The sequence below is a fragment of the Streptomyces ortus genome, assembly GCF_026341275.1.
GTDB classification, from domain to species: domain Bacteria; phylum Actinomycetota; class Actinomycetes; order Streptomycetales; family Streptomycetaceae; genus Streptomyces; species Streptomyces ortus.
The window spans coordinates 6,934,591-6,951,901 of the sequence record NZ_JAIFZO010000002.1; the positions used below are offsets into that span (position 1 = coordinate 6,934,591).

General features: G+C 71.8%; 16 protein-coding genes. 7 read left to right on the plus strand and 9 right to left on the minus strand.

The genetic code is table 11. The features are described from left to right. Positions 1-10 precede the first annotated feature (10 nt). The 3 genes from K3769_RS33525 to K3769_RS33535 all read right to left on the minus strand — a co-directional run bounded on the left by K3769_RS33525 (position 11) and on the right by K3769_RS33535 (position 3,398). Complete coding sequence (locus tag K3769_RS33525; protein WP_267029994.1) at positions 11-973, minus strand: carbohydrate ABC transporter permease; 963 nt, start codon at positions 971-973, stop codon at positions 11-13. Further along, the gene (locus K3769_RS33530) at positions 973-2,259 is read right to left on the minus strand and encodes an extracellular solute-binding protein (RefSeq protein ID WP_267029995.1); all 1,287 of its coding nucleotides are present in this window, start codon (positions 2,257-2,259) and stop codon (positions 973-975) included. The genes K3769_RS33525 and K3769_RS33530 overlap by 1 nt, the downstream gene beginning before the upstream one ends. A gap of 65 nt (positions 2,260-2,324) precedes the next feature. Beyond that, on the minus strand, positions 2,325-3,398 hold the full coding sequence (locus K3769_RS33535) for a carbohydrate kinase family protein (protein ID WP_267029996.1): 1,074 nt from the start codon (positions 3,396-3,398) through the stop codon (positions 2,325-2,327). Between the two features lie 148 nt (positions 3,399-3,546). Between K3769_RS33535 and K3769_RS33540 the strand changes: the two genes are divergently transcribed. The 4 genes from K3769_RS33540 (at position 3,547) to K3769_RS33555 (ending at position 9,400) form a co-directional block, all read left to right on the plus strand. Continuing rightward, the gene (locus K3769_RS33540) at positions 3,547-4,296 is read left to right on the plus strand and encodes a DeoR/GlpR family DNA-binding transcription regulator (protein ID WP_267031647.1); all 750 of its coding nucleotides are present in this window, start codon (positions 3,547-3,549) and stop codon (positions 4,294-4,296) included. A gap of 454 nt (positions 4,297-4,750) precedes the next feature. After that, entirely contained in the window at positions 4,751-6,088 is a 1,338-nt protein-coding gene (locus tag K3769_RS33545) for a 6-phospho-beta-glucosidase (RefSeq protein ID WP_267029997.1), read from the plus strand. Positions 6,089-6,120: 32 nt separating this feature from the next. Next, the gene (locus K3769_RS33550) at positions 6,121-9,171 is read left to right on the plus strand and encodes an alpha-mannosidase (RefSeq protein ID WP_267029998.1); all 3,051 of its coding nucleotides are present in this window, start codon (positions 6,121-6,123) and stop codon (positions 9,169-9,171) included. A gap of 97 nt (positions 9,172-9,268) precedes the next feature. After that, positions 9,269-9,400: a hypothetical protein gene (locus K3769_RS33555; RefSeq protein ID WP_267029999.1), complete on the plus strand. Its 132-nt coding sequence runs from the start codon at positions 9,269-9,271 to the stop codon at positions 9,398-9,400. A gap of 24 nt (positions 9,401-9,424) precedes the next feature. Here K3769_RS33555 and K3769_RS33560 read toward each other — a convergent pair whose 3' ends face one another. Beyond that, positions 9,425-10,603 (minus strand): ATP-grasp domain-containing protein, encoded by a 1,179-nt coding sequence (locus tag K3769_RS33560; protein WP_267030000.1) that lies wholly within the window; start codon positions 10,601-10,603, stop codon positions 9,425-9,427. A gap of 468 nt (positions 10,604-11,071) precedes the next feature. Between K3769_RS33560 and K3769_RS33565 the strand changes: the two genes are divergently transcribed. After that, positions 11,072-11,977, plus strand: coding sequence for a metallophosphoesterase family protein (locus tag K3769_RS33565; protein WP_267030001.1), 906 nt, complete (start codon positions 11,072-11,074; stop codon positions 11,975-11,977). Further along, positions 11,925-12,632 (plus strand): 4'-phosphopantetheinyl transferase family protein, encoded by a 708-nt coding sequence (locus K3769_RS33570; RefSeq protein ID WP_267030002.1) that lies wholly within the window; start codon positions 11,925-11,927, stop codon positions 12,630-12,632. The genes K3769_RS33565 and K3769_RS33570 overlap by 53 nt, the downstream gene beginning before the upstream one ends. 48 nt (positions 12,633-12,680) lie before the next feature. Here K3769_RS33570 and K3769_RS33575 read toward each other — a convergent pair whose 3' ends face one another. From K3769_RS33575 to K3769_RS33590, 4 genes are all read right to left on the minus strand, one after another. Beyond that, entirely contained in the window at positions 12,681-12,908 is a 228-nt protein-coding gene (locus tag K3769_RS33575; RefSeq protein WP_210887918.1) for a hypothetical protein, read from the minus strand. Between the two features lie 179 nt (positions 12,909-13,087). Beyond that, positions 13,088-14,239, minus strand: coding sequence for an MAB_1171c family putative transporter (locus K3769_RS33580; protein WP_267030003.1), 1,152 nt, complete (start codon positions 14,237-14,239; stop codon positions 13,088-13,090). Between the two features lie 15 nt (positions 14,240-14,254). Further along, positions 14,255-14,785, minus strand: coding sequence for a toxin-antitoxin system, toxin component (locus K3769_RS33585; protein WP_267031648.1), 531 nt, complete (start codon positions 14,783-14,785; stop codon positions 14,255-14,257). Positions 14,786-14,817: 32 nt separating this feature from the next. Further along, a complete protein-coding gene (locus tag K3769_RS33590; RefSeq protein WP_267030004.1) occupies positions 14,818-15,477 on the minus strand; it encodes a helix-turn-helix domain-containing protein in 660 nt (219 codons plus the stop codon). 277 nt (positions 15,478-15,754) lie between these two features. On the opposite strand from K3769_RS33590, the gene K3769_RS33595 reads away from it, so the two are divergent. Beyond that, the gene (locus K3769_RS33595; RefSeq protein WP_267030005.1) at positions 15,755-16,432 is read left to right on the plus strand and encodes an MmyB family transcriptional regulator; all 678 of its coding nucleotides are present in this window, start codon (positions 15,755-15,757) and stop codon (positions 16,430-16,432) included. A 40-nt stretch (positions 16,433-16,472) separates the two neighbouring features. Here the strand turns inward: K3769_RS33595 and K3769_RS33600 are convergent, their stop codons facing one another. After that, the gene (locus tag K3769_RS33600) at positions 16,473-17,291 is read right to left on the minus strand and encodes an ABC transporter ATP-binding protein (protein ID WP_267030006.1); all 819 of its coding nucleotides are present in this window, start codon (positions 17,289-17,291) and stop codon (positions 16,473-16,475) included. Positions 17,292-17,311: the final 20 nt, after the last annotated feature.

The following is a 17,311-nucleotide window of genomic DNA, read 5'->3' on the forward strand; positions in this document are numbered from 1 at the left end:
ACGGGCCTCCCTAGTCTTCGCCCCGGCGCTGCACCAGGCGCCAGTTGATGATCGAGAAGATGACGACGACGAGGAAGATGCCCCAGGCCACGGCCGCGCCGTAACCGAAGTCGTTGTTGTCGAAGGTCTGCTGGAAGAAGTAGAGGACCATCGTCCGGCCGGCGTGGTCGGGGCCGCCGGAGAACGTGGACTCGTTGGCGGTGGACTGCAGCAGCACCTGCGGTTCGGAGAAGCTCTGCAGTCCGGTGACGGTCGAGATGACGAGCACGAACAGCAGCACCGGGCGCATCAGCGGGAGCGTGATCCGGAAGAAGGTCTGCACGGGCCCCGCGCCGTCCATCCGCGCCGCCTCGTACAGCTCGCCCGGGATCGTCTGGAGTCCGGCGAGGAAGATGATCGCGTTGTAGCCGGTCCACTGCCAGGTCATCAGGGTGGCGATGGCGACCTTGATGCCCCAGGGGGTGTTCAGCCAGGCGATCTGGTCGAGGCCGACGGCCTGCAAAAGGGCGTTCACGAGGCCGAAGTTGGTGGAGAACACCGAGCCGAAGATGATCGCGACGGCCACCACGGAGGTGACGTTGGGCAGGAAGTACGCGAAGCGGTAGACGTTCTTGAAGCGGACCGCCGAGTTGAGCATCACGGCCGTGATCATCGCGAGGAAGATCATGGGGAAGGTGGCCAGCGCCCAGATGATCAGCGTGTTGCCGATCGAGCTCCAGAAATCGGTGTCGGTCAGCAGATAGCGGTACTGCGAGAGCCCCGCGTACTCCATGGAGCCCAGGCCGTCCCAGCGGTGGAACGACAGATAGAGCGAGAAGCCGACCGGGATCAGACCGAAGGCGAGGAAGAGGAGATAGAAGGGGGAGATCGCGGCGTACAGCCGCCAGTAGCTCAGGACGCCCTTCTTGGGACGATACGCGGGCGGCTCGGCGACGGGCGCCGGGGGCCTCTCGACGAGGGGTGCGGTGGCCATCAGGTACTCACCCCCAGGTGGTCGGCGATGCGCCGGCACTTGCTCATGGCGTCCTTCCAGGCGTTCTCGGGGTTCTTGCCGAGGACCCCGACGTTCTTGATCTCGTCCCTGATCGGCTGCCCGAGCGCCACGTCGTACGGGCTGTTGAAGGCGACCGGGATCTTCTCCGCGGCGGGACCGTAGACGTCCATCGTGATCTGGTCGCCGAAGAACGGGTCGCTCTCGCGCAGCTTCCGCATCTCGTACGAGGCGGGCGTGGAGGGGAAGAGCCCGGCGTCGATGAAGCCCTGGGCCTGGTTGTCCGGGCCGAGCAGCCAGGTGATGATCTCGAAGGCCTTCTCGGGTTCACGGCACGCCTTGGTGATCGCCAGGAACGAGCCGCCGACGTTCGAGGGGCCGCCGGGGCAGTTCGCGACCCGCCATCTGCCCTTGGTCTTCGGGTACTGGAGCTTGAGGTCGCCCGCGTTCCACGAGGCGTTGAGCTGGCTGGGCAGCTTGCCGCTCTCGGTGGCCGAGATCGAGTCGGGCGTGCCCGTGACGATGCTCGACGCGAGCCCGCGCCGTTTGGCCTCCACGGCCCGGTCCCAGCAGACCCGCACATGCTCCTGGTCACCGATGAAGTGCTTGTCCCGGTTCACGAACCGCTCGGTGCCCTGTCCGATCGACATCTCGAAGACACTGGTGATGTCGGTGAGGATGAACGCCCCGCGCACCCGCTTCTTGAGCTGCTCACCGGCCGCGAAGAACTGCTCCCAGGTGCCCATCTCCTTGGAGACGTCCTTCGGTTCGTGCGCCAGCCCGGCCTTCTCGTAGACGGCCGGCTGGTAGAACTGCACGACCGGGCCCACGTCGATGGGGAAGCCGACGAGGCTGCCGTCGGGGGCCACTCCCTGCTGCCACTTCCAGTCCAGGTACTGGCTTTTGAGCTTCTCCGCGCCGAGTGTGCGCAGGTCCACGAACTGGTCGGCGTTCGGCAGGTACGACGCCATGTCCTCGCCCTTGAGCCCCGCGATGTCGGGGACATGGGCCTGGCCGGTCATCGTGGTGATGAGCTTGGAGCGGTAGTAGCCGCCGATCTGGATCGCGTCCAGGTCGACCGCGTCGTCGTAACGCGCCTTGGCCTTCTTGACGACGGTGTCGCTCAGACCGCCGCTCCAGTACCACAGCACCATGTTCCGGCCCGTCGAGCCGTTCGGTACGGCGCAGCCGGACGCCAGGCCGCCGAGCGCGGTCGCGGCCGTACCGGCCAGTCCCGCGCGGAGCAGGCCCCTTCGTGAGAGCCGCACAGCTCCCACCGCCTTTCACATGTGTTCGGTCTTCGCATCAGGAGAGGCGCATCAGCGCGGCGGCATCAGAAGGGATGCGTCGCGGCGGATGCGTCGGGTGGGGTCGGCAGTGCCGTGGGGGCGGGTGGAGTCACCGGGGCGTGGGGGACCGGAGGGCCGGGATCGGCGGGCATACGGTCCGTCAGGAAGCCGTACGCGCGCCGCAGTTCGGGGTCCTTCAGCGAGCTCCACCACTGGTGGATCCCGTACCAGCCGGGCGCGGCCAGCGCCCCGCCGTGCCGTTGTACGGAGAGTCCGGCGGCCAGCACCGCGAAGCGCAGCCGCTCCTCCAGGGGCCAGCCCTGGAGCGAGGCAGCGACGAAACTCGCGCCGAAGACGTCTCCGGCGCCCGTCGCGTCCAGCACGTCGGTGGCGAGGGCGGGCACGTCGGCGTGCTCGCCCGTGCTCTGGTCGACGGCGATCGCGCCGCCTGGGCCGCGGGTGACCACGGCCACCGGCACCAGCTCGGACAGCTTGGAGAGCGCGTCGGCCGCGGTGCCGGTACGGGTGTACGCCATCGCCTCGGTGTCGTTCGGGACGAAGGCGTGGCACAGGGCGAGCTGGTCGAGGAGGTCCTGGGACCACCGCTGGGTGGGGTCCCAGCCGACGTCCGCGTAGATCTTCGTGCCGTTCGCGGCGGCCTTGGCGAGCCACTCGCGGGGTTCGGCCTCGATGTGCACGAGGGCCGTGCGCGCGGCGGGCGGGTCACCCATCAGCGCGTCCTGCGAGTACGGGGGCTCCTGGCCGTGGGTGACCAGGGCCCGGTCGTGGCCGTAGGCGATCGAGACGGTGACCGGGGTGTGCCAGCCGTCCGCCGTACGGGAGAGCGAGAGGTCGATGTGCTCCTGGCCGGCGAGGACCTCACGGCAGTACGCGCCGTAGCCGTCGTCGCCGAACACGGTCGCCAGGGAGGTGCTGAGGCCGTAACGGGCCGCGGCCACAGCCAGGTTGGCGATGCCGCCCGGGCTCGTGCCCATCCCGTCGGTCCAGATCTCCTCGCCGGGGGTCGGCGGCTTGCCCAGACCGGTCAGGACGAGGTCGTAGAAGAGCAGCCCGGTCAGCAGCACATCGGGCCGCGCGTCGGGCCGTGTCTCACCCACGAAGGCATCCTCTCGTCAAAACTCTTCATTTTCGGTGCACCGGATCGTGTTTCGGTGGACAGGATCGTGCGCGTCTCCGGCCGATTTGGCAAGAGTCGAGCAGAACTGAGCATAGAAATGATTGGCAATGACGAGTACTGTTCACGTCGTGCTGGCAGAGCGACGACATCAACTCATCCTGCGGGCCCTGCGCTCCGGTGGCCCCGCGGCCGTGACCGACCTCTCGGAGCAGCTCGGCGTGAGCCCCGCCACCGTCCGGCGCGACCTGCTCAAGCTGGAGGAGGAGGGCCTGCTCACCCGGGTGCACGGCGGGGCGGTCGCCGAGGAGGGCGACCAGCCCTTCGCCGAGGTCGCCGAGGTGCGCGTGGCCGAGAAGGACGCCATCGCGGAGCGCGCGGCGGCCCTCGTCGAGGACGGCCAGTCCGTGCTGCTCGACATCGGCACCACCGCCTACCGGCTGGCCCGGCAGCTGCACGGCCGCCGGATCACCGTGATCACCAGCAACCTCGTGGTCTACGAGGAGCTGGTGGACGACGAGGCCATCGAGCTGGTCCTGCTCGGCGGCATGGTCCGCCGCGAATACCGCTCACTGGTCGGCTTCCTCACCGAGGACAATCTGCGTCAGCTGCACGCGGACTGGCTGTTCCTGGGAACGAGCGGGGTACGGCCGGGAGGGCAGGTGATGGACACGACCGTCGTCGAGGTACCGGTGAAGCGCGCCATGATCGCGGCGGCCGACCGGGTCGTCCTGCTCGCCGACCGCGCCAAGTTCCCCGGGACGGGGATGGCCAAGGTCTGCGGGCCCGAGGACCTGGACGTCGTGGTGACCAACGCGCCGGCGGACGCCGGGACGCGGGCCGCCCTGGAGGAGGCGGGCGTACGCGTGGTGCTCACGTGACCGGCACGCACGGGATCCCGACGCGCTCCGGCGAGCGCGGGAACCTGACGGCGGGCGCCGGGGCCGCGATGCCGTCCACGGCGGGTGCCGGGGCCGCGGCGGCGCCGGTGACCCCGACGGCCCCGGTGCTCCCGACGGTCGCAGTGGCCCCGAGGGCCCCGAGAGCCCCGGCCGCATCGGTGGTTCCGGTGGCACTGGTGGTCCCGGTTGCGCCGGAGACACCCGCGGCGCCGGAGACACCGGTGGCCCCGGGGGTACCGGGGTCACCGAAGGCGCTGGTGGCGCCAGTATCACCGGCGGCCCTGGCGGCCCTGGCGGCTCCGGTACCTCCCCCGGCCCCGGCGACCCCGGCCCCGGCGACCCCGGCCCCGGCGACCCCGGCGCCGAAGGCCCTGGTGGCGCCACCGTCCCCACCACCCCTGATGACCCCGAGGAACAGCGAAAGGGCAGTTGCGTGAAGCTGACGATTCTGGGCGGCGGCGGATTCCGCGTGCCGCTCGTGTACGGGGCGCTCCTCGGGGACCGCGGCGAGGGCCGCGTCACCGACGTCGTCCTGCACGACCTGGACCAGGGGCGGCTCTCCGCCGTCGCCCGGGTCCTCGCCGAGCAGGCGGCGGGCCACCCGGACGCACCGGCCGTGACCGCCACCACGGATCTCGACGAGGCACTGCGCGGCGCCGACTTCATCTTCTCCGCGATCCGCGTCGGCGGCCTCGAAGGCCGCGCCGCCGACGAGCGGGTCGCCCTGGACCAGGGCGTCCTCGGCCAGGAGACCGTCGGCGCCGGAGGCATCGCCTACGGCCTGCGCACGGTGCCCGTCGCCGTCGACATCGCCCGGCGCGTCGCCCGCCTCGCGCCCGACGCCTGGCTCATCAACTTCACCAACCCGGCGGGCCTGGTCACCGAGGCCATGTCCCGCCACCTCGGCGACCGCGTCATCGGCATCTGCGACTCCCCGGTCGGCCTCGGCCGCCGTATCGCCCGCGTCCTGGGCGCGAACCCCCGCGAGGCCTGGATCGACTACGTCGGCCTCAACCACCTCGGCTGGGTGCGCGGACTCCACGTCGCCGGACGCGACGAACTCCCGCGGCTGCTCGCCGACACCGACCTGCTCGGCTCCTTCGAGGAGGGCAAGCTCTTCGGCACGGACTGGCTCCAGTCGCTCGGCGCCGTCCCGAACGAGTATCTGCACTACTACTACTTCAACCGCGAGGCCGTCCGCGCCTACAGCCAGGCCGAGAAGACCCGCGGCGCGTTCCTCCGCGACCAGCAGGCCTCCTTCTACGAGGAGATGAGCCGCCCGGACAGCGCGGCGCTCACCGCCTGGGACCGTACGCGGGCCGAGCGCGAGGCCACGTACATGTCCGAGAACCGGGAGACGGCCGGCGCGGGCGAGCGCGACGCCGACGACCTCTCCGGCGGCTACGAGAAGGTGGCCCTCGCCCTGATGCGGGCCATCGCCCGCGACGAGCGGACCACGCTCATCCTCAACGTCCGCAATCAGGGCACCCTCTCCGCCCTCGACGCGGACGCCGTCATCGAGGTGCCCTGCCTCGTCGACGCCAACGGCGCGCACCCCGTCGCGGTCGCCCCGCTGCCCGGCCACGCCACCGGTCTGGTGTGCGCGGTGAAGGCCGTCGAGCGGGAGGTGCTGGCCGCCGCCGGGTCGGGTTCGCGCGCCACGGCCGTCAAGGCCTTCGCCCTGCATCCGCTCGTCGACTCGGTGAATGTGGCGCGCAACCTGGTGGACGGGTACACCGCGGTCCATCCTGGTCTGGCCTACCTCAAGTAAGCGCTTTCCCCGCTCGTTACCTGGAGACTTTCATGCACGACGAACGCCGGCGAATCGAGGAGCGCGTCCAGCGCCTCCACGACCAGCGCATCAAGGCCGCGATCTACGCCGCCGCCGTGCCCTTCGAGATCGAGGCCTGGCAGGCCCCGGGGGAGCCCGTTCCCTTCGAAGAGGCCGCCTCCGCGTCGTACGCGCCCTTCGCGACGGGCACCCCGTGGGGCCCGCCCTGGGGCACGACCTGGTTCCGGATGCGCGGACAGGTGCCCGCCGAGTGGGCGGGGCGGCGCGTCGAGGCGGTCATCGACCTCGGCTTCGTCGGCGACTGGCCCGGCAACCAGGCCGAGGCCCTGGTCCACCTCACGGACGGCACCCCGCTGAAGGCGGTCAACCCGCTCAACCAGTACGTGGCCATCGCCAACCCCGCCGCCGGCGGCGAGGAGATCGACTACCTGGTCGAGGCGGCCTCGAACCCGGACATCCTCGCCGACGACTTCTCGAAGATCACGCCGATGGGGGACATCCGCACCGCGGGCGACAAGCCCCTCTACACCTTCCGGCGCGCGGACATCGCCGTCCTCGACGAGGAGGTCTGGCACCTCGACCTCGACATCCAGGTCCTGCGCGAACTGATGCTGGAGCTGGGCGAGCACGACCCGAGGCGGCACGAGATCACCCACGCCCTGGACCGGGCCCTGGACCTGCTGGACCTCGACGACGTCTCCGGTTCGGCCGCCGACGTGCGCGCGGCGCTGAAGCCCGCGCTGGCCAGGCCCGCCAACGCCAGCGCCCACATCGTCTCCGGCGTCGGCCACGCCCACATCGACTCCGCCTGGCTCTGGCCGATCCGCGAGACCAAGCGCAAGACGTCCCGCACCTTCTCGAACGTCACCTCGCTCGCCGACGAGTACGAGGACTTCGTCTTCGCCTGCTCGCAGGCCCAGCAGTACGAATGGGTGCGCGACAACTACCCGAAGGTCTGGGCCCGCATCCAGGAGTCCGTCCAGAAGGGCCAGTGGGCGCCGGTCGGCGGCATGTGGGTCGAGGCCGACGGCAACCTGCCCGGCGGCGAGGCCGTCGCCCGCCAGTTCGTCCACGGCAAGCGGTTCTTCATCGAGCACTTCGGCGTCGAGACCAAGGGCGTGTGGCTGCCGGACTCCTTCGGCTACACCGCGTCCTACCCGCAGCTCGCCAAGCTGGCGGGCAACGAGTGGTTCCTCACCCAGAAGATCTCCTGGAACCAGACCAACAAGTTCCCGCACCACACCTTCTGGTGGGAGGGCATCGACGGCACCCGGATCTTCACGCACTTCCCGCCCGTCGACACCTACAACGCCCGCTTCAGCGGCGAGGAGATGGCCCGCGCCACCCGCAACTACCAGGAGAAGGGCGTCGGCACGCGCTCGCTGGCCCCCTTCGGCTGGGGTGACGGCGGCGGCGGCCCCACCCGCGAGATCATGGAGCGGGCGCGCCGCCTCGCCGACCTGGAGGGCTCGCCCAAGGTCGTCGTCGAGCACCCCGACGACTTCTTCGCCAAGGCCCGCGAGGAGTACCCCGACGCCCCCGTCTGGGTCGGCGAGCTCTACCTGGAGCTGCACCGGGCCACCTACACCTCGCAGGCGCGCACCAAGCAGGGCAACCGCCGCAGCGAACACAAGCTCCGCGAGGCCGAGCTGTGGGCCACGACGGCCGCGCTGCACGCGCCCGGCTACGCCTACCCGTACGACAGGCTCGACCGGCTCTGGAAGACGGTTCTGCTCCACCAGTTCCACGACATCCTGCCGGGCTCCTCGATCGCCTGGGTGCACCGCGAGGCCGAGGCCGAGTACGCCCGCGTCGCCGAGGAGGTCGAGGCACTGACCGCCGAGGCGCTCGGCGCGCTCGGCACGGGCGGCCCCCGCGTCTTCAACACGAGCCCCGTCGAGCGCCGCGAGGTCGTACGGGCCGCCGACGGCACCCCGACCCACACGGTCGTCCCGGCCAACGGCAGCGCGCCTCTCGGCACCGGCGAGGCACCCCGGCCGGTGACGGTCGAGGGCCGGGTCCTCGACAACGGCCTGGTCCGCGTCGAGATCGCCGAGGACGGCACCCTGGCCTCCGTACGCGATCTGCGCGCGGGCGGCCGTGAGGTCCTGGCGGGCCAGGGCAACCTGCTCCGGCTGCACACGGACCTCCCGAACTACTGGGACGCGTGGGACGTCGACAAGCACTACAAGAACCGCTACACGGACCTGCTGGACGCCGAGTCCGTGACGGTGGTCGAGGACGACCCGCTGCTCGGGGCGATCCGCGTGGAGCGCTCCTTCGGCAACGGCTCGCGCGTCACGCAGACGATCAGCCTGCGCGCCGGCAGCCCCCGGATCGACTTCGAGACGGACCTGGACTGGCACGAGGCCGAGAAGTTCCTCAAGGCGGGCTTCCCGGTGGACATCCGGGCGGCACACTCGTCCGCCGAGATCGCCTTCGGCCACATCCAGCGGCCCACGCACACCAACACCACCTGGGAGTCGGCCCGCTTCGAGGTCTCCGGCCACCGCTGGGTCCACCTCGGCGAACCCGGCTACGGCGTGGCGGTCATCAACGACTCCACGTACGGCCACGACGTCTCCCGCACGGTCCGCGAGGACGGCGGGACGACGACCACGGTCCGGCTGAGCCTGGTCCGCGCCCCGCGCATCCCCGACCCGGGGGCCGACCAGGGCAGGCACCGCTTCACCTACGCGCTGCTACCGGGTGCCACCATCGAGGACGCGGTCGCCGAGGGCTACTCCCTCAACCTCCCGCTGCGGGTGGCCGACTCGGCGGGCACCCCCGAACCGGTCGTCTCCGTGGACGGCGAGGGCGTGACCATCGAGGCCGTCAAGCTCGCCGACGACGCCTCGGGCGATGTCGTCGTACGCCTCTACGAGTCACGCGGTGGCCGGGCGCGGGGCACCCTGCGCACGAGCTTCCCGCTGGCCGGGGCCGAGATCACCGACCTGCTGGAGCGCCCGCTGTCGACGGCGGACACGGACGGCGACGGCGTCACCGTCACCCTGCGCCCCTTCGAGATCCAGACGCTGCGCCTGGCTGTGCGGAAGCGGTAAGAGGGATGGTCACGGTGGGTGCGCGGTGAGTGCGCGGCCCGCCGTGACCCGCCCCCGTGGCCACCCCGACCCCGATCACGGGACGCGGGACCCCTGCATGTTCCAGTCGGCCCGCGAGGTCGGCCCGCGCGGTCGGCCCGCGCGGTCGGCCCGAGCGGCCGGCCCGAAGGCTGAACTGCCGCCGGAACTGGCCGAGTTCGCGGAGGCGTGGGGATACCCGGCCGACTGACCGGGCACCCCGGGGCGCCGCCGATCAGACGGTCAGGGGGCTGTCCGAGGACTGCGACGCCTGAGCCGCGTGCGCCTGGTGGGCCGTCTGAGCCGTACGGGTCGCCTGCGCCGCGTGGGCTTCCTGGGCGGGCTGGGCCTCCTGGGCCGACTGCGCTTCGAAAGGGGTCTCCGGCGCCGACACGGGACGCACCGCGCGCGGCCCGGAGACCACCGCGTAGTCCGAGCCGAGGAACGGCGGGACGACATCGCCCGGCTCCTCGCCGAGCGCGAGGCGCACGGCGGCCCACGGCGCGTTGATCCCGCACTGCGAGAGCTGGTGCAGACCGCCCGCCGGGCGCGTGTTGACGTCCATGAGGACCGGCTCGTCCCCCAACATCCGGAACTGGATGTTCGTCAGGTAGTGCAGTCCGAAGCCCTCCGCGAGGACCCGCGCGGGCTCGATGAACGACGGGTCGAGCGTGAAGCCCCGCCGCCGCCCGTTCTTCGTGCGGCCCACGGCCATCCGGACCCGTCCGTCCGGCCCGGTGAGGCAGTCCACGGACACCTCGGGCTCGCCCAGAAGGGGCATCACAAGCCAGTCCACGGGCTCGTCCGCCTGCCGCAGCGCCTGGACGACCAGGTCGAGCGGCATGTACGGGCTGGGGAAGCCGCTCAGGTGCAGCAGGGAGAAGGGCGTGCGCGTGATGATGCGGAAGCCGACGCCACCCGCCCCGGAGGCGGGCTTGAAGCACGCCTTGTGACCGGCGGCCTCCAGCTCGTCGACCGCGGCGATCAGCTCCTCGGCGGTGCGGACCCGCGACCACGGGGGCACCGGCACACCGAGCTTCTCGACGGCCTCGTACGCGACGACCTTGTCCTGGAAGGTGTGCACGGCCTCGGCGGGCGGCGCGAGCAGCGCGGTGCCGGCCGCGGCGAACTCCTCGCGGTGCTCGGCCAGGGCGGTCTGGTGCAGGACGGGCACGAACACGTCGATCGAGTGCCGGGCGCACTGGTCGAGCGCGTACTCGACGTAGGCGGCCGGGGACAGCCCCTCCGGCTCCATCGCGGCGACGTCCGCGGCGGCCAGGATCGGGGAGTCGGGGTCACCGTGGGTGGCGTGGATCTCGACCGCGCGGCCACACGGATTTCGCCGCAGCTGATCCATGAAGAACACGTTCTCCGCGTACGTGCGGTTGAGCCAGACGCGTACGCGAGAGACCATGCAGGCCGCCTTTCAGGGTTTGCGGGCACGTCAAAGGAGGCCGTGCTCGACAAGAGGTTTGGTGGGTACACAAAACCGCCGTTCGAAAACGGGAGTTCGTGGCGGTTGTGTATGGCCGATCATAGGGGTTCCTGAGCAGTGCTGCTGCTACGTGCGTGTTACGGAATCGCCCGCCGCGCCCGCCGCGCAGGCCGCCCCGCCGGGCCCGCCGGGACTCGCGTGCCAGGTCAGAGGCCCTGCGCCCGGCCGGTCCCGGGGGGTCGGCACGGGAGGCGCCCGGGTGCTGCAGATCACCGCCGTCCGATGGTCGGATCGGGGGATGAGTGGCCCGTATGCCCGGCGGGTCGGCACCTCGGTGCGCGGCGCCGAACCCCGGACGCGGTCGCTCTTGTACCGCGCCGTGCGCGTGTGTTCTTGTGTTCTCATCCGGGCGGCCGTGCGGCGTCCCGGCACGGGGAGGGGGCGAGGGTGACGACGGCTGACCGTCAGGGCCGGCTGCTGGCCATCAGCGACCTGCACGTCGGATACGCCGAGAACCGCGCCCTCGTCGAGGAGATGCGCCCCGAGACCGACGACGACTGGCTCCTGGTGGCCGGCGACGTCGCGGAGACGGTGGCCGACATCCGCTGGGCCCTCGAAACGCTCGCCCGGCGCTTCAGGAAAGTGATCTGGGCCCCCGGCAACCACGAACTGTGGACCCACCCCAAGGACACCGTCACCCTGCGCGGCGTGGCCCGCTACGAACACCTCGTGGAACTCTGCCGCGAGCTGGGCGTCAGCACTCCGGAGGACCCCTACCCCGTGTGGGAGGGCCCCGGGGGACCGGTCGCGGTGGCCCCGCTCTTCCTCCTCTACGACTACTCGTTCCTGCCCGCGGGCTGCGCGACCAAGGAAGAGGGCCTCGCGTACGCCCACGGGACCGGCATCGTCTGCACCGACGAGCACGTGCTGCACCCCGACCCGTACCCCAGCCGCGAGGCCTGGTGCGGGGCCCGGGTGGCCGAGACCGAACGCAGGCTCGCGGAGCTGCCCGACGGGCTGCCCACGGTGCTCGTGAACCACTATCCGCTGGACCGGCACCCGACGGACGTCCTCTGGTATCCGGAGTTCGCCATGTGGTGCGGCACCCGGCTCACCGCGGACTGGCACCGCGCCCACCGGGTGGCCGTCATGGTCTATGGCCACCTGCACATCCCCCGCACCACCTGGCTCGACGGCGTCCGCTTCGAAGAGGTGTCCGTGGGATACCCCCGCGAGTGGCGCAAGCGCTCGGAACCGCCGGGCAGGCTGCGCCGTATTCTGCCGATGGAGGTCGGATCCGGTGATCGAGGAACTGCTCCCGGAGTCGGTCGTGGCCGTGGAGGCACACGCTGACGACCACGCCGAGGGCACCGCTGCCCCGACGCCGTACCCCGAGCTGTATCCCGGGGAAGAGGCGCTGATCGCGCGCGCCGTCGCGAAGCGGCGCCGTGAGTTCACCGTGGTCCGCGGCTGCGCCAGGCGCGCCATGGAGAAGCTCGGCGTGCCCCCGCAGGCCGTCCTGACCGGTGACCGGGGAGCCCCGCAGTGGCCCGCGGGACTGATCGGCAGCATGACGCACTGCGAGGGCTACGCAGCCGCCGCACTGGCCCCGGCCACCGACCTCGCCTCCCTCGGCATCGACGCGGAGCCCCATCGGCGGCTCCCCGACGACGTGCTGCCCTCGGTGGCGCTGCCCGGCGAGGTCCGGCGGCTGGACGAGCTCGCCGGACAGCATCCGCACATCCACTGGGACCGGCTCCTGTTCAGCGCCAAGGAGTCGGTCTACAAGGCGTGGTTCCCCCTCACCGGGAAGTGGCTCGACTTCGCGGAGGCCGACATCGAGGTCTTCATGGATCCCGGACACACCACGTCCGGCGGTCTGAGCGCCGGACTCCTCGTGCCCGGTCCGGTGGTGGACGGCCGTCGCGTCGGCCGCTTCGAAGGACGCTGGACGGTGGGCCGGGGACTCGTGGCGACCTCGGTGACCGTGCCGCACGCACAGGGCTGAGCACGGCTGCGCCCGGCGACGGACGCCTCAGGGTCTGACGGTGGTTCATCACACCTCCGGGCACCACGTGTGCAGCAGACGGAAGAACGCCTCCTCGTTGCCCTCAAGGCCGGCCGCGGCGAGGGCGCGCTCCGCCTCCGCGAGGGCCGAGGGCGGCACGACGACCGGCCGCCCCGAACCGGACGGCGTGTCCATCGCGGCTCGTACGGTCTGCAGCAGGCGCAGATAGGCCTGCACGGCGGTGCGTTCGTGATCGGTCAGTACGGCTGTCGGCATCGGACGGTTCTCCCCGGTTCGGCTCGGCTTCCGCTCTTCGGTCCCGCTCGCGCCGCCGCACAGCGGTGGCGCTGGGTCCAGCTTGCCGTCCGCCACTGACAATGCCCTTTCCGCGCGTGTTCGTTCGCCCGGTCGGCCGAGGGGAAACCGCGCGTGAACCCCCGGTTCGGAGAGCGGGCTCAGGTTCGGACCGCCGCCACCACGGGGGAGCGGCGCAGGGCCACGGACACCCGCACGAGGTCGCGCGGGCCCTCGGCCGGGCCGGTCGGCTGCGGCGACGCGATGCGGCTGCCCCCGGGGTCGGCGGCCCTGGCCCGTACCGCCGCCGCCACCATCGCCGCGTCCGCCTCGGCACGGGCCTGGACGGGGTCGGAGCCCGTCGCGAGTGCCGCGGCGTGCGCGCGGGCCCGTAACCCGGTGTCGAAGTAGGGGTGGAGACTGAGCAGGCCGTCGTGGATGTCCGACTCCCGCTGCGTGACCTGGAGTTCGGCCGGTGACCACCAGGGCATCCGGGCCGTGCGGCCCGCGTACGGCGAGACCGGGGCCAGTTCGCGCCACAACGGCCCCAGACGGCGGTACGTGCACCAGGTCGACCAGGTGTCGCCGGCGCGCTGGCAGGCCAGCGGAAGGCAGAAGCCGACCGCGCTGATCTGCGCCCCGGCCGAGGCGAGCACCGGGGCCACGTCGGAGCTGAGGTGGTCGAGGTTCCCGCCGTTCCAGTGCGCCACCAGCGCGGTGAACTTGGCGGTCAGATAGGCGATGTTGCACACGTAGCCCGCCACGATGACCAGCAGCCCGGCCCGCAGCCGGCCCCGCACCTGGAGCGCCCAGCGACCGCACATCACGTTCATGGCGACACCCGCCACGGCCAGCGCGCCGAGATATAGCACGATCATCTCCCGGACGAACGGCTCGTCGGCGTAGTACGTGTCGAAGTCCCGCAGCCGCTCGACCGGGGTGTCACCGAGGGCGAACAGCACCACCAGCGCCACGATCACGACGCCGTACCCGGTGATCCAGCGCCGCGACGTCCGCCGGGTCGCCTCGGGCGGGCCGCCGCGCCAGTTGACGATCAGTACCAGACAGGCCGCGCTGAACGCGCTCAGCAGACAGTAGACGAGCGGCGCGGAGACGTTCGTGACGCCGAGGAGGTCGTTGACCTCGGAGATGGTCGGCGGCGCCGCGAAGAAGAACACCAGCCCCGTCAGCGCCAGCACCCAGCACACCGACCGCAGCAGCGGATCACGCCAGGAGCGCCGCAGCGAGGGGTACTTGACGGCCAGCACGGTCGCCATGGCGACAGCGGGCAGGTAGTAGCTGGACCCGTCCACGGCGTGCCGGCGCTCTCAGTCCCGCGGTCCGCGGTAGCCCGGGGATGCCTCGATCCGGCCCGCCAGACCCTCGCGCCGTACGGGCCCGCGCGACCCCGGACCGGCCAGCCGACCCCGGCACCTGCTCGCCGGCAGCAACCCGAAGCTCTCGGCCTCCTTCTCGTCGGCCAGGTCGAACCGGGTGCCCGCCGCCACCCGGTGAACGGTCGCCCCCAGGCCGGCGTCGTCCGACGGCGGAGGGGCGGCGAGGGCCGCGCCCCCGGCATGCGGGCCGTGGTGGCCCGCGCTCATGTGCCACAGCTCGTGGCCGAGGATCACGAGCTGGTGGTCGGGCGCGGTGCGTTCCTCGACGACCACCAGGTCCCGGTCCGCCAGGTCGAGCCGGAGCCCACTGGCGGTGCCCGGCGGGAAGGGGGCCGTACGGAAGCGGACCGGACGGCCGCGCCGGCCGCTCATGGCGCGGCACAGCGCCGCGTACAGGTCCGCGGGTCGCGCGGGTGCCGCGAGGGACAGCTCCTCGACCAGCTCGCCGCACAGACGGCGCATCTCCTTCGCGACACCCACGGTGGTCCCCCGGATCACGACTCGGGCCGCTTGACGCTCTCCAGGAGCATGTCGAGCCACTCGGCGACCTTGTCCCGGTGCTGATCGGTGGGCAGCTGCGCCGCCCGCCAGGCGATGCCGCGGACCCCGTGGTCCTGCAGCAGCCGCTCCAGCGGGTCGTCCGCGACCGCCGGGTCCGCCTGCCGCTCCCGGTCGGCCAGTCGCTGCAGGAGATCCTGCTCGGTGCGCTGCAGGGCGCCGGCGAGTGCCTCGGGATCCTCGGCGGACAGGAAACCGGCGTGGACGCGGAAGAACCGCTGGATGGCGTCGCAGTGCTCCATGGTCGGACGCCGGTCGCCGTTGATGAGCGCGCCCGCCTGCTGCCGCGACATGCCCGCGCCGTCGGCGATCTCCTGCTGCGTGTACCGGCGGCCGTTGGGCTTCAACCGAGTGCGGCGCAGCAGGTCGAGGCGTTGCAGGAACCGGGCCTGCAGGTCGGGCTCGCCCGCCGACCGGCCGTTCAGCAGGGCCCCGACCACGACCTCGGGGACACCCGACGCGGCGGACAGCCGGCGGACGTCGAACACCTCGCTGTGCGGTGCGCCGAGCCGGTCCGCCAGAGCGGCGACTCGGGCCACGACGGTCGGCAGCAGACCCGTCGCCGTGGCGCCCGGAACCTCGAAGCCATCCGTCACCGACAGTTCTCCTACGTCTCGATCGATGGACCGCTGTGGGGGAACCGGACCCCTCGGACGTGAAGTCCCTGTGGGGATCCGTGCTGTGCAGCGTGAACCGCCCGAAGACCGGAGAGTAGCCCTTTGGTCGAACTCGCATCCAGGCCTCGCCACAACTGTGGCGGGATTCAGCCGTCAACGGGCGTCAAATGCCACGATAGTTGACACCGCTCCGACCGGGGTAGCAGGATCACGACGCCGCGTGAAGCCCGCATAGGCAAGAGGGGTGGACCTCCCGATGGCATACGAGGCAGGAGGGCCCCGGCCGCGCCCGCGACCCGTCCCCGTCAGTCTTGAGGCCCAGGCGTATCTCCAGGACTACGCAGCACTTCTGGACGCCGTCACCTTTCCGTCCGTCGTCGTCGACCACCGCTGGGACGTCGTCCTCGCCAACGACGCGTTCGAGACACTTTTCCGCGCGGTCGGCCCGCACCCCACCGCCATGCCCGGCGACAACTTCCTCCGGTTCGTCCTGTTCCACCCGGACGCGGCCACGGTCCTCGCCGAGCACGAGTCGAGCTGGTGCCTGCCGATGCTGGCGCACCTCTCCGCCACCGTGGAGCGGCACGGTCACGACCACGGGCTCCAGTCGATCCTGCGGGACATCGCCCAGGACCCGATCATGGACGCCGCCTACCGCCACGGCCTGCCGCACTGGATCCGCTCGGTCGGCCCGCACGCGGTCGAGCACGACGGCGCGGTACGGCCACTGCTGCACCCCGATCCGCGCTGGGGGGACACCTGCCGGATCGTCGGCGAGACCCCCAGCACCCTGCGCGACCTGGGCTACACACGGCTGACGCTGGTCCTGCGGGAGGCCCGCCGTCCGGCCCGCGCGCCGCGCCGGGCGAGCAGGCCCGGCCGCGTCCGGCGCCCGGCGGGCCACCTCAGCGTGGTGCCGGCGTCCGAGGCATGAGCCCCCTCACCGGCCGCCGGTGACACGTGCGTGCGCCGCCCTACGAGGGCGGTGTGTCGGTGAGGTCCTTCACCGGCCGGTCGACGACCGGTGTCCCGCGCTTGGCCGCCTGGATCTGCTCGTACACATGGGTGCGCAGTTCGGCGAAGCGCGGGGCCACCCGGGTGTGCAACTGGTCCCGTTCGGCCGGGAGATCGACCTTCAGCTGCTCCTGGACGACGGTCGGGGAGGAGGACAGGACCAGCACCCGCTCGCCGAGGTAGACCGCCTCGTCGATGTCGTGCGTCACGAACAGGATCGTGATGCCCCGCTGCCGCCACAGCCCGCGCACCAGATCCTCCAGATCGGCCCGGGTCTGCGCGTCCACCGCCGCGAACGGCTCGTCCATCAGCAGCACCTGGGGCTCGTACGCCAGGGCGCGGGCGATCGCCACCCGCTGCTGCATGCCGCCCGACAGCTGCCACGGGTACGCGCCCGCCGCGTCCGTGAGACCCACGGACGCCAGGGCGTCGGCGACCAGCTCACGCCGCCTGGCGGCCGTCAGCTTCTTCTGCTTGAGCGGTAGTTCGACGTTCTCGCGCACCCGCATCCAGGGGAACAGACTGCGCCCGTACTCCTGGAAGACGACCGCCATGTCCGGCGGCGGCCCGCTCACCCCGCGGCCCGCCACCAGCACCTCGCCCGCCGTGGGCGTGAGCAGTCCGGCCACGCACTTCAGCAGGGTCGTCTTGCCGCAGCCGGACGGCCCCACCAGACAGACCAGTTCACCGGCCTCCACCGTGAAGGTGAGGTCGCGCACCGCCTCCACCCGCCGGCCCGATCCCTCGTAGACCTTCTTCAGGCCGCGTACGTCGAGCATGGACCGCCCTTTCGCGAGGT

Coding starts and splice junctions, on each gene's coding strand:
- K3769_RS33555 (WP_267029999.1), top strand. CDS start 9,269: ATGTTCCAGTCGGCCCGCGAGGTCGGCCCGCGCGGTCGGCCCGCGCGG.
- K3769_RS33525 (WP_267029994.1), bottom strand. CDS start 973: ATGGCCACCGCACCCCTCGTCGAGAGGCCCCCGGCGCCCGTCGCCGAG.
- K3769_RS33550 (WP_267029998.1), top strand. CDS start 6,121: ATGCACGACGAACGCCGGCGAATCGAGGAGCGCGTCCAGCGCCTCCAC.
- K3769_RS33575 (WP_210887918.1), bottom strand. CDS start 12,908: ATGCCGACAGCCGTACTGACCGATCACGAACGCACCGCCGTGCAGGCC.
- K3769_RS33585 (WP_267031648.1), bottom strand. CDS start 14,785: ATGCGCCGTCTGTGCGGCGAGCTGGTCGAGGAGCTGTCCCTCGCGGCA.
- K3769_RS33595 (WP_267030005.1), top strand. CDS start 15,755: ATGGCATACGAGGCAGGAGGGCCCCGGCCGCGCCCGCGACCCGTCCCC.
- K3769_RS33600 (WP_267030006.1), bottom strand. CDS start 17,291: ATGCTCGACGTACGCGGCCTGAAGAAGGTCTACGAGGGATCGGGCCGG.
- K3769_RS33560 (WP_267030000.1), bottom strand. CDS start 10,603: ATGGTCTCTCGCGTACGCGTCTGGCTCAACCGCACGTACGCGGAGAAC.